Annotated in this window: 16 protein-coding genes; 7 read left to right on the top strand and 9 right to left on the bottom strand. The window is 44.3% G+C overall.

Annotated features, from left to right (window positions below):
- Window positions 1-17: 17 nt before the first annotated feature.
- Window positions 18-827: a helix-turn-helix domain-containing protein gene (locus tag SY83_RS12025; RefSeq protein ID WP_068606799.1), complete on the bottom strand. Its 810-nt coding sequence runs from the start codon at window positions 825-827 to the stop codon at window positions 18-20.
- 137 nt (window positions 828-964) lie between these two features.
- On the opposite strand from SY83_RS12025, the gene SY83_RS12020 reads away from it, so the two are divergent.
- The 3 genes from SY83_RS12020 (at window position 965) to SY83_RS12010 (ending at window position 4,658) form a co-directional block, all read left to right on the top strand.
- Complete coding sequence (locus SY83_RS12020; protein WP_068606797.1) at window positions 965-1,414, top strand: SRPBCC domain-containing protein; 450 nt, start codon at window positions 965-967, stop codon at window positions 1,412-1,414.
- Between the two features lie 374 nt (window positions 1,415-1,788).
- A complete protein-coding gene (hflX, locus tag SY83_RS12015) occupies window positions 1,789-3,060 on the top strand; it encodes a GTPase HflX (protein ID WP_068606795.1) in 1,272 nt (423 codons plus the stop codon).
- Between the two features lie 509 nt (window positions 3,061-3,569).
- The gene (locus SY83_RS12010) at window positions 3,570-4,658 is read left to right on the top strand and encodes a cell adhesion domain-containing protein (protein ID WP_068606794.1); all 1,089 of its coding nucleotides are present in this window, start codon (window positions 3,570-3,572) and stop codon (window positions 4,656-4,658) included.
- A gap of 157 nt (window positions 4,659-4,815) precedes the next feature.
- Here the strand turns inward: SY83_RS12010 and SY83_RS12005 are convergent, their stop codons facing one another.
- On the bottom strand, window positions 4,816-5,172 hold the full coding sequence (locus SY83_RS12005) for a winged helix-turn-helix transcriptional regulator (RefSeq protein ID WP_068606791.1): 357 nt from the start codon (window positions 5,170-5,172) through the stop codon (window positions 4,816-4,818).
- A gap of 142 nt (window positions 5,173-5,314) precedes the next feature.
- Here SY83_RS12005 and SY83_RS12000 point away from each other — a divergent pair, with 142 nt between their 5' ends.
- Both SY83_RS12000 and SY83_RS11995 read left to right on the top strand, forming a co-directional pair.
- Window positions 5,315-5,956 carry an NAD(P)-dependent oxidoreductase gene (locus tag SY83_RS12000; RefSeq protein ID WP_068606789.1) on the top strand — a complete coding sequence of 214 codons (642 nt, stop codon included), beginning with the start codon at window positions 5,315-5,317 and terminating at the stop codon, window positions 5,954-5,956.
- A 21-nt stretch (window positions 5,957-5,977) separates the two neighbouring features.
- The gene (locus SY83_RS11995; protein ID WP_068606787.1) at window positions 5,978-6,685 is read left to right on the top strand and encodes a DsbA family oxidoreductase; all 708 of its coding nucleotides are present in this window, start codon (window positions 5,978-5,980) and stop codon (window positions 6,683-6,685) included.
- 43 nt (window positions 6,686-6,728) lie between these two features.
- On the opposite strand, the gene SY83_RS11990 is transcribed toward SY83_RS11995, so the two are convergent.
- Complete coding sequence (locus SY83_RS11990; protein ID WP_068606785.1) at window positions 6,729-7,040, bottom strand: hypothetical protein; 312 nt, start codon at window positions 7,038-7,040, stop codon at window positions 6,729-6,731.
- A 129-nt stretch (window positions 7,041-7,169) separates the two neighbouring features.
- On the opposite strand from SY83_RS11990, the gene SY83_RS11985 reads away from it, so the two are divergent.
- The gene (locus SY83_RS11985) at window positions 7,170-7,964 is read left to right on the top strand and encodes a M48 family metallopeptidase (RefSeq protein ID WP_068606783.1); all 795 of its coding nucleotides are present in this window, start codon (window positions 7,170-7,172) and stop codon (window positions 7,962-7,964) included.
- Window positions 7,965-7,980: 16 nt separating this feature from the next.
- Here SY83_RS11985 and SY83_RS11980 read toward each other — a convergent pair whose 3' ends face one another.
- From SY83_RS11980 to SY83_RS11955, 6 genes are all read right to left on the bottom strand, one after another.
- Window positions 7,981-8,577, bottom strand: a complete 597-nt coding sequence (locus tag SY83_RS11980; RefSeq protein WP_068606781.1) for a TetR/AcrR family transcriptional regulator — start codon at window positions 8,575-8,577, stop codon at window positions 7,981-7,983.
- A 40-nt stretch (window positions 8,578-8,617) separates the two neighbouring features.
- Window positions 8,618-9,058 (bottom strand): DoxX family protein, encoded by a 441-nt coding sequence (locus tag SY83_RS11975; protein WP_068606778.1) that lies wholly within the window; start codon window positions 9,056-9,058, stop codon window positions 8,618-8,620.
- Window positions 9,059-9,169: 111 nt separating this feature from the next.
- Window positions 9,170-10,315, bottom strand: coding sequence for an MFS transporter (locus SY83_RS11970; protein ID WP_068606777.1), 1,146 nt, complete (start codon window positions 10,313-10,315; stop codon window positions 9,170-9,172).
- A gap of 41 nt (window positions 10,316-10,356) precedes the next feature.
- Window positions 10,357-10,728: an iron chaperone gene (locus tag SY83_RS11965; protein ID WP_068606775.1), complete on the bottom strand. Its 372-nt coding sequence runs from the start codon at window positions 10,726-10,728 to the stop codon at window positions 10,357-10,359.
- A 102-nt stretch (window positions 10,729-10,830) separates the two neighbouring features.
- Window positions 10,831-11,052: a type II toxin-antitoxin system HicA family toxin gene (locus tag SY83_RS11960; protein WP_068606773.1), complete on the bottom strand. Its 222-nt coding sequence runs from the start codon at window positions 11,050-11,052 to the stop codon at window positions 10,831-10,833.
- The gene (locus tag SY83_RS11955) at window positions 11,045-11,467 is read right to left on the bottom strand and encodes a hypothetical protein (RefSeq protein WP_231891241.1); all 423 of its coding nucleotides are present in this window, start codon (window positions 11,465-11,467) and stop codon (window positions 11,045-11,047) included. Before SY83_RS11955 ends, SY83_RS11960 begins: the two co-directional genes overlap by 8 nt.
- 223 nt (window positions 11,468-11,690) lie before the next feature.
- Here SY83_RS11955 and SY83_RS11950 point away from each other — a divergent pair, with 223 nt between their 5' ends.
- Entirely contained in the window at window positions 11,691-12,584 is an 894-nt protein-coding gene (locus tag SY83_RS11950; RefSeq protein WP_068606769.1) for a hypothetical protein, read from the top strand.
- Window positions 12,585-12,629: the final 45 nt, after the last annotated feature.

Here is a 12,629-nt window from a genome sequence, read left to right as displayed (position 1 = left end):
AAACATTAACGGGTTTATTATTTACTTACATTTATCGCTCTCATATATTCCTCTGGCGTTTGCCCGATTACCGTTCTGAAATCTTTAATGAAATGGGACTGATCATAATATCCCAGATCCGCAGCAACAGAGATCCAGTCTATAAGCACATCGCGTTCTAGCTGTTCTGCCGCATTTTGCAATCGATAAAGTTGAATAACCCACTTCGGGCTAACCCCGACGTACTGCTCGAAGAGGCGTTGCAACGTTCTCACGTTCATATGGACTGTTTCACACAGCGTATCCACTCTCGTAACTTCACGGCTCCGGGCCACTATTTCCACGATGTTGGTGATGTGTTCCACGGTTTCGTCCCAAGGCGGAAGCTTGTGGATCAACAGATTTTCCATTTTCCGTACCATGCTCTCTTCACTCGGATCGTTAAGAATAATTTGTTCTAAATCTATGGCATCAATCCCGAGTACTTCCTTCACAGACTGGGGCTCATCCGATAGACCACTGACTGATTTACGCGTGAAAGGGTAGAACCCGCCGGGTTTAAACTTCACCCCGAACACTCGGCCTTGACCGGCAAGATGATAGGCAAACTTCTCTTTACCCGGCCCATACACCGCTGTTCTCCCGCGCTCCACCACCAAGTTGACACATGGATTGGGCACGACATGTTGTTCATAAGGAGGTTGCCCTTCTAAATTCCAGCTAACGGTCCAATAATGCATCACAAAGCGTCCGACCTCTTCGGAGGGAGTATATCGCATAAGCCGGAAATTTCGTTCACCCTCTTGCCTATGAAGGATCCCCATGTTCGGTTTGTTTCCTTGCGCCATATTCTATCACTGCTCCTCATCTGAAAGGGATGTCGCGTTTTTACAATACAATCTGGAAAATAATGAATATACTTCTTATACGAACATATCAAATAAGGCGGAATCCTACAACGATATGAAAATAGGAGGCAATGAACATGGATTTAAGATACGAGTTTTATATCAATGCAACGCGGGAGGACGTCTGGCACGCGCTGATTTCCACGGAAGGTACGAAGGCTTTACTATTCGGCAGTGTGCTGAAATCGGATTTCAACGTGGGTGATTCGTATGCTTATGTTGGCCCCGGGAATGAAGGAGAAGATACCGTTCATGTATACGGCACAATTCTTGCGTATGAACCGAATGTACAACTTAGCTTACTGGAGCACCCGGGTCCATCTTATAGGGAGAATCACGAGGAGCTGCAATCCCGCATCACCTTCATGTTAGAGACGGTTGGCCAGTGTACGAAGCTGACGCTGATTAACGATCAGTGGACGGAGAACCATCCCTCTCGCGAGAGCACGGAAAAGAGCTGGTGGATGATTCTAAGCAATCTGAAGACCTATGTGGAAACGGGAAAAACGTTAGATTTCGGTTGGTAAAAGATCATTATAACGATTCTTCAACATGCAGAGCGGTGTTTCAACATGGTAAGATCGAATTACTTTAAGGAACGGAGGGGCTACGTGTGTACAATTTTATCCGAGTTCGATTTTTGCGTCGCTAATCTAGCGCTCAAGACTCTGTCCGTGTACAGAGGACTCAGGATAAGTTTGTCCATATCTACCCCTGAATTGTTCATCCATTCGGAAATCAACCAAACAGCTAGAAACTAGGCGCATGTTCCTCATGTTTCCTGGCATGCTCTGTTTTATTGCAACCGTCTGGATCGATCATGTCCTCGACCACGGACAACACAAGCTCAGGCTTGTGTTGTTTATTTTGTTTTAAATCTATATAAAGAGGATGATGAAGAATGGAACAACTTAAAGAGAAAGCGATAATCATGGGGGTTCACCTTGCGAACCGGCCTGATTTTGCATATGCCATGGAAGAATTAAGCAACCTTGCGGAAGCATGCCATATCGAGTTGGCAGGCGAGCTCACCCAGAAAGTCACGCGGATCGTTCCCTCCACTTATATCGGCAAGGGAAAGATTCAAGAGCTATCTGAGCTTATTGAAGAAAAGGGCGCTTCCCTCGTCATCAGTAACGATGAGCTGACCCCTTCCCAGATTCGCAATCTGGAATCTTCTCTTGACTGTAAAGTTATAGACCGCACGGTTCTGATTCTTGAAATTTTCGCGGAACGCGCGCAAACAAGGGAATCCCAACTTCAAGTAGAAATTGCTCAGCTTCAATATATGCTACCCCGATTAGTGGGACTTCGTACGTCATTGGGCCGTCAAGGAGGCGGTTCCGGTATGATTAATCGAGGCTCCGGGGAAACAAAACGCGAGCTTGACCGCCGCCGGATCGAAGAACGAATTACGGCGTTGCAAGCCGAACTGGAGATGCTCGTAACCCGGCGCCAAACGCAACGAAAGCAACGTCGTAAGAACGAAGTTCCCGTCGTGTGTCTAGTCGGCTATACGAATGCGGGGAAATCCAGCTTGATGAATGCTATTTTGCAACAATATAACAGGGGAACGACCAAGCAAGTACTCGCCAAAGACATGTTGTTCGCCACCTTGGAGACATCTGTCCGAAACATCAACTTACCCGACCGTAAATCGTTCTTGCTCACCGATACTGTCGGCTTTGTCAGCCAGTTGCCCCACCATTTGGTTAAAGCCTTTAGGTCCACCTTGGAGGAAGTCGCCGAAGCCGATCTGTTGATTCACGTTGTGGACCTGTCAAGTCCGGAGTACACCAAGCAGATGGAAGTTACGAAGCACACGTTGAAGGAGCTGGGAGCGTCGGAAATACCGGTCATCATCGCTTATAATAAGGCGGATTTGACGGAGTATCCTTACCCTCAAATCGAAGGTGACTCGGTTTACCTATCTGCCCGGGAACATCGGGGAATAGATGAGATGGCCCAGGTAATTCGCGATCAAGTATTTCAACAATATGTACATTGCGAGATGATCATCCCTTATGATCAAAGCCGTCTCGTTGCCTACTTCAATGAACACGCCCATGTCACTGAAACGAGTTACGAAGAGGACGGCACCCGGTTGAAAATGGAATGTCGCGCATCAGATTTGGAACAGTATCGGGAATTACTCCACCAGGCAAACTTATAATTTCTGATATTCAAAAGAAAGCCGCAGTCATACGTGACTGCGGCTTTCTACGGTTCGATCCCTATCTGCAGCGGTGTTGGCAAGTACCATTTCGAACAATCATTGATTGAATCATCTCATTCGCTTCGCAAACACTCGCCCCGCGCTCGACCAGATTCGCATAAACCGGGAATAAATTCAGGTGCTGCGGAAAAGTTCGCGCAAAGTAGTTGTATAGCGGGGAATTTGTACCCGAAGGGCGTGTTCCGATTTTCTTCCGGCCTTTGGCACGTCTAACAGGTTGTACCACTCTCTTTGTACGCCGCTTGCAACGGCAAGGATTACAACAACTCATACTCGCATCCTCCTCTCAAAGCTACCATATCGTATGCTTCGCAATGATAGATTGATATAGTTGGATCGCATAGAGGCGTGCGGAAAATTAGCAGACTTCGCTATATTGTGAATTCTAGCAGAACGTGATAATATGTAAACGGTTACATCAAGAGAAACTACAAAGGAGAGAGTTTATGATCAAGCGTTTATTCTCAATGATTATGATTTCAGCCCTATTCTTTACCGCTCTTCCCATTGCCAATGCGTATGACGGAACTACGCTGGATCACGGCATTTATTGGTATGGATCAGGCAACGTATCACAGAAAGCGGTCGCAGGGGTTGGCAATCCTTATTACAATCCAACTAAACCAACAATCATTTATGTGCATGGCTGGCAAAAGGATACGACCGCTACGGCGTTCCGTGAAACGTTTAATTACTTACATAACGATGCCTCCTATGGAGTCAACGTGAACACAGCGGATGCCTGGGTAAGCGCGGGCTGGAACATTGGGATATTTTATTGGAATCAGTTCGCGGATGAAGCCGAAGTGAAGGATGCCGAGGCGAAAATCTGGACGGCAACGGGTCCTAAGGCAATGCGTTGGCGCAAGAAGGACGGCACTTATATTGCGGGTCCGACGAAATCAGCAGGTGATCTATTCTATGATGCCTATGCTTCCGCAATGTCCAACTATACAGGCTCAAACATCAGGATCGCTGGCCATTCATTGGGAAATCAAATGGCTGTGAGGTTGACGAAGCTAGTCAGCGATAAAGTTACTGCGGGGCAGTTAGACTCTAAACTGTTACCTAAGCGCGTTGCCTTGCTCGATCCGTTCTGGTCCAAAGATCCGAAGTCCTATCTCAACAACAAATGGACAGGAGAAGAGACACGCAACTATGTTTCTCACTTGAAAACAAAAGGCATTATTTTTGAACAATATAAATCTTCCGGAATAACGGATGTTGGCGTTGGTGATATGAATGCGGCGCTGGAGAAGATGACGGCCTTCTCTAGGCTCGCACCATGGTACATTCCTGCTCAAGCCATTGCTAATAAGCACATTGCTGCACCAAACTGGTACTTTTACTCCTACGCTTCAGCTCCGCCCCTTGAAATTGTAAGCGGTTCCTCAACATCCAATGGCGCTGCTTCCGCTAAAACCAGCGATGCCCGAATTCTACAAATGATGACTCCGAGTTACGAATGGGTGCAAACCCAAGGCAGGGAAACAGCGAATCCGACTGATGATGCTTTTGAAAAAAAGGCTAGGTAAATATCAATCTATATTCATTAAAAGGGCTGTCACTAGAGGTCACCAAACCTTGAAGGACAGCCTTCTTCTAATGTTGTTCCAATGGGCAACGTCTGTCGATGACCGACCTTAGCGCTCCTGATGCTGTGAAATCGCTATTTTTTCAGCTCTACATAGATTAGTCCGCTTTCTTTTTGCCCATCGCATATTTCCTGCCCCACTCGCCCATACTCTCCAATATTGGAATAAAATTCTCTCCGGATTCGGTTAAGGAGTACTCCACTTTCGGAGGCACCTCTTGATACACTTTCCGGTGGACAATCTGATCCTTTTCTAATTCTCTCAGTTGACTGGTCAGTATACCTTTGGATATGCCGGGCACCAATCTTTGAAGTTCGCCGAATCTTCGGGTCTGTCTCAAATGCCACAAAATAATGATCTTCCATTTACCAGCAATGACATTTTGCGTTTCCGTTACCGGGCAGACCTCGATTTGCTCTTGGGGAATTTCGCCCTCAAATGATGTTTTTGCCACGTGCATCCCTCTCCTTACGCATGGTTCTATTTATGTGACTATGTTATAAAATAGTGACTACTTACATTTTATATACCAATATAATAATATAAGACTATGGTTAAAGCAAAACAGAATTCAAAACAAACTGGAGGAATTCAATATGAACATCGGCATTATCGGCGCAAGCGGCAAGGTTGGACAACTGGTAATGAAAGAAGCTAAGGACAGAGGCCATGAAGTGACAGCCATTGTAAGAAACGCCTCCAAAATCGCGGAATCCAACGTGAACGTTCTGGAGAAAGATATTTTTAATCTTACCGCTTCGGATCTGAAATCATTTGATGTTGTGATCAACACGTTTAAAGCTCCGGACGGCGAAGAACATCTCTATGTCGAATCCGGAAGAGCGTTAGTACAAGCGCTTAAAAATGCTCCAGATACCAAGCTAATCGTAGTCGGCGGCGCCGGGAGCCTGTTCGTGGATGAAGCGAAGACACAGAAACTCATGGATACGCCGGAATTCCCGGATTTCGTATATCCAACGGCATCCAATGCGGGGAAACAACTCGAAGAACTGCAAGCTGCAGATTCAATTACATGGACTTATATCAGTCCTGCTGGTTTTTTTGATCCGGAAGGCAAAAGAACGGGTTCTTACCAAACAGGAAAAGATCATGTCATCCTGAACAGTAAAGGTCAAAGTTATATTAGTTACGCGGATTACGCGATTGCAGTATTGGACGAGATTGAGCAGCCGCAACACGTAAACGCACGCTTTACCGTTGTTGGTGAGGCGGAATAATCAAGGAGTGAGGTGAGTTAGATGAAAGTAGAAATTTGGTCCGACTTTGCATGCCCGTTCTGTTATATTGGCAAACGCCGCTTTGAAAAAGCGCTGGAACAATTTGCGCATCGGGATGCTGTCCAGGTCATCTACCGCAGTTTTGAGCTGGATCCTGATGCGCCCAAGCAAGTCCCTCATGATGTCTATGATATGCTCTCCGGCAGATACGGCATGAGTCGTCAGGAGGCGATCGCCATGAATCAGAACATGAGTCGCCAAGCCGCTTCGGAAGGCCTTGATTTTCAATTCGACACGTTGGTGCTGACGAACACGTTCGATGCTCATCGTCTTAAACATTGGGCTGACCAGAATGGCAAAAGTGCCGAGGTATCGGAGTTGTTGTTCCGGGGATACTTCACGGACTCCAGCAATTTGAGCGATCACAGCACCCTTGCGGACATTGCCGCGGAAGCTGGATTGGATCGCGAAAAAGCGCTCACCATGCTTGCGGGCGAGCAATTCGCCGATCAGGTACGCGGTGACGAAGAAGAAGGCAGCCGTCTAGGGATTCGCGGCGTGCCGTACTATGTCATTGATCGTAAACATACGTTATCCGGCGCGCAATCCGATGCTATGTTCCTGAACGCTTTGCAGCAAGCTTGGGCCGATCAGCAGACGGAACAAGCTGTTGAATCGTCCAGTGACGACGCTTGTGCGGACGGTACTTGCGCGGTGCCGGGGAAATAAATTCACAACAAGAGGGAGACCATGTGGTCTCCCTCTTGTTGTGCTAATTTGCCAAAGATGTAGTTACCATGCCGGAAGCAATAAATCCACTAGCAACAAGTGCCGCCTCAGATTGTGAATCCGCAGGTACATAGCCGTTTTCCAAAAGTCCGTTGATGTATAATTTATTATAGATAAAGCTAAACACCAGATTTGTAAGACCTAGCGTGAATGAGGCTGCTAATAATTGAATAATACACCATTTCCAATCACCTCTGAATAGTGCGGGGAAAAATCCGAAAAAAAATGTTGTCCAGGAAAAACCGATTTTTGCCTGTTTAACCATCCCGACCTGGTTCTTTAGTTGTACGACCATATTCTTATCTCCTTCATGTTAAATTCTACATGTATATTACTATGGTCTTAATAATTAAACAATATTAATTATTAAGCAAGTAAAACCGATATATAGATATGCAAAAATACCTATAGAAAGTTGGAGAATATGCTTAATCCTCGTTTAGTTCATGATAATGAGAAATCGCTTTATATATTTTGTCTACTCTTTAGCATTGTTGTCTATGTAAGTCTGATTATCTCTATTATCGGTATTATTTATATTATCGCTGGCATTATAGCAGCCCTATTCGTACAAGGTTTAATGATGGGGCATATACGGGCGAACGGAATCAAGATTACGGAACAACAATTCCCGTCTTTTTATCATACTGCTCATCGTATTGGCAAAGAAATGGGTTTATCCCGTCTACCAGATATTTTTGTTCTACAATCCGACGGTATGCTGAACGCTTTTGCAACTCGCTTTATGGGGCGGAATTATGTAGTGTTATACTCCAACTTGTTTGAACTTATTGAGACGGGGGACGAGGAAGAACTTTCATTTATACTGGCGCATGAATTTGCTCATATCAAAAGAAATCACATTAGTAAAAACCTGCTTATTTTACCCGCGCTTTGGTTTCCTTTCCTAGGAAAAGCATATTCCAGAGGTTGTGAATTCACCTGTGATCGCATAGCCGCCGCATACATCGGAAATGCCCCCGCTGCCATTCAAGGACTAGTTATCTTAGCGATTGGGCGTACATTATACAAACATGTGAATATATCTGATTATGTGCTTGAAAGCAGTAAAGAGCGCGGATTTTTTGTATGGCTTAGCCACATTGTATCTACGCATCCACCGTTACCCGTTCGAATAAGCAAAATAGAGAATATGCATCTTTATCCTCAACACTATGGTTATACTTCGAAGAGTTTTGAAGCCTCAGTACAAAGCTAAGGCTCTCAACTCATAGTTATCGGTTGGGCTTCAAAGTCTGAACCACAAACTTCGTAAAATCCTGAGCGGTGAATGCGGGTGTGACTCCCGGGATGGAGGATCGGGCGCGAAGACCCAGGGAGAGAACGACAAACATCTCCGCGGTCCGATTCACATCCATTGTTACAGGGATGACCCCGCTCCGCTGACCCGTTTCAATCCAGTTGCGAGCCAAAGCAACGGATCGGTCATGAAACTGCTGAAGCACCTGGGCAATGGCCGGATCATGCTCTTTCCCCAGGAGATAAACAAACACTTTGTTCGTCATATCATCCGCCTGATCGAGCGCTGAAAAAGCTTCAGCAATTTTCCGCATCGGTCCTTCAAAGTCCCTCTTCCCCTTCTCTACCTCGTCGATGAACCGCAGATTCGTCTTCTCCACTCCCTCTTGCAATACCCAGGCAAAGATCTCATCCTTGCTTTTGACATAATGAAAGATAGCCCCTTTGGATAGTCCGGACTTCTCGATAATATGATTCATGGTGATGGACTGGCATCCGATCTCGTGAACTAATCGTTTAGTCGCGTCCAGTAACTGTTGAATCGTTTGTTGTCTGCGTTCTTCCTGCTTCATGATTTAACCGCCTTTGCAAGCATTCTGTTGATCTGTAAATTTAACCCATTAATACGATTAGCAGCGCCGTTATGAATATGATTTGCATCAAGGTGCGCGCGAACAATCCAGGTACAGGCCTTCCGCCGATCGTCAGCTTCCGCCTTGCAGCATAAACATTTGCCGGGAACATGGCTAGCAGTAACAGAATTAAACCCAAGGAAGCAATCTTAGTAAATGCGGGGATCATAAGAGCTGCTGCTCCGACAATCTCTAGCCAGCCCGTAGCCGTTACGATCCACTCTCGCTTGGGCAGGAACGCAGGAACCATACGCACCAAGTCGGCGCGCCGACTCCCCCAATGGGCGGAAGCCGTCAGGAGAAACATGAGGGAAAGGGACAATTGTAAAGCAGAATACCCATGGTCCAAATAGGTCCAACCACCCCACCCCAGCAAACGAATTAGAACGAATGAGCCTACAAGAACGACTAAAGGGATCATGACCAACCTCCTAACAGAAGGATTATGTTTTCCAGTAATTTTATTATATATACAGACTGTCGGTTTGTATATAGGGTTAATGATTGAATGCAAATCATCCTGACCCTAAAGTCAGGACTTCCATGCTTTCTCGTACATCTGGCGCAAAAACAAACTAAACCCGAGGCCTACCGCTGACAAGCCTGCCATCAACAGATACATGGACTCGCCGCCGAATGAATCGTAATACCAGCCTCCCAAATACGATGACGCTATGCCCGACACCCCGAAAAAAAGAATAGCCAACACCGTCTGCCCCGTTGCGCGCCACTCTTCGGGCACAATGCGGTACAGGTATTGGATTGCGGCGGAATAGAATACGGGGAACGATAACGCTTGTAATAGTTGCAAATAGATGAGAATCTGAGGATCCTTCACCCACGCTGATAACACAAATCTTAACACGTAGAAAATCGAAGCAAACAGAATTAATCCGATCTCATGACCTTTACGCAGCCACCAGTAACTAAGCGCGAATACTATAATTTCGCCTCCGGCCGACAGGAACCACGCCAGACCCACACCATCAACGGTCCCTCCGAGTTCCCGGAGGTAGATACCGAGGAATTGATCGTTCATTCGGTTCGGCACCGCCGTAATGAAGATGAGCAGTAGAAACCCTAACGTTTTGCGATTCGAAAAAAAGGTTTTCAGCGCACTCAACGTAACAGGCTTTGAAGTCGATGGCGCATCAGGCAGCATCAACGTCAACAGAAGTCCCAACACGCCCAGCCCCACGAACAACCACGCAAGGGACGGCGAGCCGAACTTCGCCACCACGATCCCCACAATCAAGGACATGACCGCGTATCCGAATGCCCCGAAGGTACGGATGGAGCCGTAGCTGACTTTATTCTCCTCGGCAATGCGGAAATTCAAGCTTTCCGTGAGCGGGTCAATCGGCAACAGGAAGAAGTACATTACCATCGTTAAACCTAACAGCAACCACACTTCATCCGTCCTGTACAAGAAGAACCCCGTAACCGTCGCCATTCCCAGAATGAACAGGATGATCAACTTTACCGTCTTCCGCTTATCACTGACTACGCCCCAGAACGGTTGCGAGAACACCGAAACGAGTCCGCCCGTGCCGATAATGAGTCCAATCTGCTTAGCCGAAATTCCTTCTCCGTCCAAGTAGACCGGCAAGAACGAAATAAACATCGCCAACATGGCGAAATACACAAAATTAAATAACCGTAATACATTCGAAGACATGCTGTACCAGCCTTTACTTAGATGTTTTCATTAGCACAGGATTATTTGCGCCAAAAAGTCGAGCACTCTGCTTTATCCACAATATTAAACTCAATCATTTTCTCAAGTAATGCGTAGTTAACGGGACTAGTCCACGGAATTCGTACCAGTTCCTTGGTATGATCATAGCCAGCCTGCGCAATGGCATCTGTGAATTGATTTATTCCAGCCCTTTCTGGGGCAACCGCCATATGTTTCTTGGACACGCTAAAGCCGATAATATAGGTGTCGTGATCGGTAAACATCGGCTGATTCCACGCGATTTTGGGCATTAAAGTTGGAAATTGTTTATTTACCCAAGCCAATACTTCTTCGGTGCGTTCCCTATGTTGCGGATGATCTATTGCATCTAGATATTCGGTGAAAGCTTCCATGTGTTTCCTCCTTGGTTACATTTTTTATATATAATACATAAAAAAAACACCATATTTATAAGTCATCTCCGCCAATGATATCTGCTTAAAGGTCCGAGGCACTTATTTCTTGGAATTAAAATATTCCTTATTTGTTCTTAATTGTTGTTTCAGAATCCTGTTAAATAAACCTTTGCCGATCTCTCCTGTGCCTTTGGATACCGCGGTTCGCAGAACCACACCGTCAGGTAGAGTTTTTTCATATAACTTATCTCTACCATTCTGTCTTACCAAAACCCATCCGTCACGTTTTAAGAAGTTCTCAAGATCACTCCAACTAGGCATGAAACATTTGAGAAACTGCCTCAAGATTATCTTCCAATAGTACACGCAATATATAAGGGGCATGCTTATGACGGTTAGGTGTGTTGTAATACCGGGAATAGTTATTTTCATAATCAATTGCGTATTCAACCAGGTGTCTTGCTAATTCCATTCGCAATTCATTGACTGACTCACCATCTGCTACAATATCTTCGATCTGCTCAATAGATCCGGCATACCGTCCATCTTCATCTTGCTCGTATTCAAAAGTTAGTTCATATATAGAAAGCAATTCGCGCATCTGTTGTTTGGAAAATGCCATGATGACATCTCTGTTCCGTTTCACGGCCTGAGGTTTCTCTCGCACAATAGTATCAATAAACCCACCAAAATTAGCCCTTACATCAGTTGCATTTAGAACAGTTTGCATATTCATTCCTCCTCACTCCTATTCTACAATTTTATGTACATAATGTACACTATGTATTGTAGTCTTAAGTAATTGAATTTATTCTTATAGTCTGAAGATTAACAGGATTAATTTAAACTTCCCAAAGACATTATTATTGTAGTTTTTGTTTAATTACTAAGAGGGTATCAGTAAGAATAGTTTAATATTATGGATACTATTACAACTATAATCTGAGAGGATTTTGCTTATGAACTTTGAAAATAAAAAATGCTTTATCATCACACCTATAAGTATTGAAGAGAGTGATATCAGACGTGCAGCGGAAGGAGTTATTGACGCCGTTATAGTGCCACTGTTGACTGATCTTGGTTTTAAACAAGAAAATATTACAGTCTCGCATAGGCTTCCACAAACTGGATCCATAAATAAACAAGTCATTCAAAGAGTTTTAGAGGATGATTTAGTTATTGCTAATCTAACTTCATTAAACGCTAATGTTATGTATGAACTTGCTCTGAGACATTGTGTGAGAAAACCAGTCATTCAAATATGTGAAAATAACGGTACTAATTTACCCTTTGATATCATTGAGGAAAGAACTGTTTTTTATAAAAATGATATGTATGGAGTAGTTGAGTTATCCGCGAGAATTTGTGCTATGATTCCAGTGGCTCTTGATGATATAAAAATAGATAATCCTGTTTATAGAGTTATAGACTCTAATCTATTCCAGCCAAGTGACCATGTTAATGATGCAGATAAATATATTATTGATAAGATTAATGATTTAGAAAGAGCTATTCTGCTACCGAGCGCAGGTAAAAATAAAAATATGATACAAAAGAACGTTTTTACACTTCCCCAAGCAGTAAATAATTCAAAGTACTACTATGTTGAGTATTCTCAAACTGAAAATTTTAAAATGGATTCGTTTATCTCAAGATTGCAGATTTCTTTAAATGAAATGGGATTTTCAAATATTATTATTTCTGACCTTAATTATTATCAAATATCCGAATACTCAATAATCGCAGTTAATTTTGTAGCAAACCGAACCATATTTATAGAAGACATAAATTCTTTAGTGAATAACATTTATGATGAAGTTAAAATTATTGATCTACTCGAGTTACCATATTAGGAAGACACAGTAAGGTTTCCAAACCCAAAAGCTGGGCACCTTTAA

Source organism: Paenibacillus swuensis, assembly GCF_001644605.1.
Taxonomy (GTDB): domain Bacteria; phylum Bacillota; class Bacilli; order Paenibacillales; family DY6; genus Paenibacillus_N; species Paenibacillus_N swuensis.
The sequence above is the reverse complement of the archived record's forward strand: the minus strand, read 5'-3'. Positions and strand labels throughout refer to the sequence as shown.

What these genes read in the sequence shown, in the direction of transcription:
- SY83_RS11970 (WP_068606777.1), bottom strand. Translation starts at nt 10,315, where the DNA reads ATGTCTTCGAATGTATTACGGTTATTTAATTTTGTGTATTTCGCCATG.
- SY83_RS12010 (WP_068606794.1), top strand. Translation starts at nt 3,570, where the DNA reads ATGATCAAGCGTTTATTCTCAATGATTATGATTTCAGCCCTATTCTTT.
- SY83_RS11995 (WP_068606787.1), top strand. Translation starts at nt 5,978, where the DNA reads ATGAAAGTAGAAATTTGGTCCGACTTTGCATGCCCGTTCTGTTATATT.
- SY83_RS11955 (WP_231891241.1), bottom strand. Translation starts at nt 11,467, where the DNA reads ATGAATATGCAAACTGTTCTAAATGCAACTGATGTAAGGGCTAATTTT.
- SY83_RS11985 (WP_068606783.1), top strand. Translation starts at nt 7,170, where the DNA reads ATGCTTAATCCTCGTTTAGTTCATGATAATGAGAAATCGCTTTATATA.
- hflX (WP_068606795.1), top strand. Translation starts at nt 1,789, where the DNA reads ATGGAACAACTTAAAGAGAAAGCGATAATCATGGGGGTTCACCTTGCG.
- SY83_RS11960 (WP_068606773.1), bottom strand. Translation starts at nt 11,052, where the DNA reads ATGCCTAGTTGGAGTGATCTTGAGAACTTCTTAAAACGTGACGGATGG.
- SY83_RS11950 (WP_068606769.1), top strand. Translation starts at nt 11,691, where the DNA reads ATGAACTTTGAAAATAAAAAATGCTTTATCATCACACCTATAAGTATT.
- SY83_RS11980 (WP_068606781.1), bottom strand. Translation starts at nt 8,577, where the DNA reads ATGAAGCAGGAAGAACGCAGACAACAAACGATTCAACAGTTACTGGAC.
- SY83_RS11990 (WP_068606785.1), bottom strand. Translation starts at nt 7,040, where the DNA reads ATGGTCGTACAACTAAAGAACCAGGTCGGGATGGTTAAACAGGCAAAA.
- SY83_RS12025 (WP_068606799.1), bottom strand. Translation starts at nt 827, where the DNA reads ATGGCGCAAGGAAACAAACCGAACATGGGGATCCTTCATAGGCAAGAG.
- SY83_RS12020 (WP_068606797.1), top strand. Translation starts at nt 965, where the DNA reads ATGGATTTAAGATACGAGTTTTATATCAATGCAACGCGGGAGGACGTC.
- SY83_RS12000 (WP_068606789.1), top strand. Translation starts at nt 5,315, where the DNA reads ATGAACATCGGCATTATCGGCGCAAGCGGCAAGGTTGGACAACTGGTA.
- SY83_RS11965 (WP_068606775.1), bottom strand. Translation starts at nt 10,728, where the DNA reads ATGGAAGCTTTCACCGAATATCTAGATGCAATAGATCATCCGCAACAT.
- SY83_RS11975 (WP_068606778.1), bottom strand. Translation starts at nt 9,058, where the DNA reads ATGATCCCTTTAGTCGTTCTTGTAGGCTCATTCGTTCTAATTCGTTTG.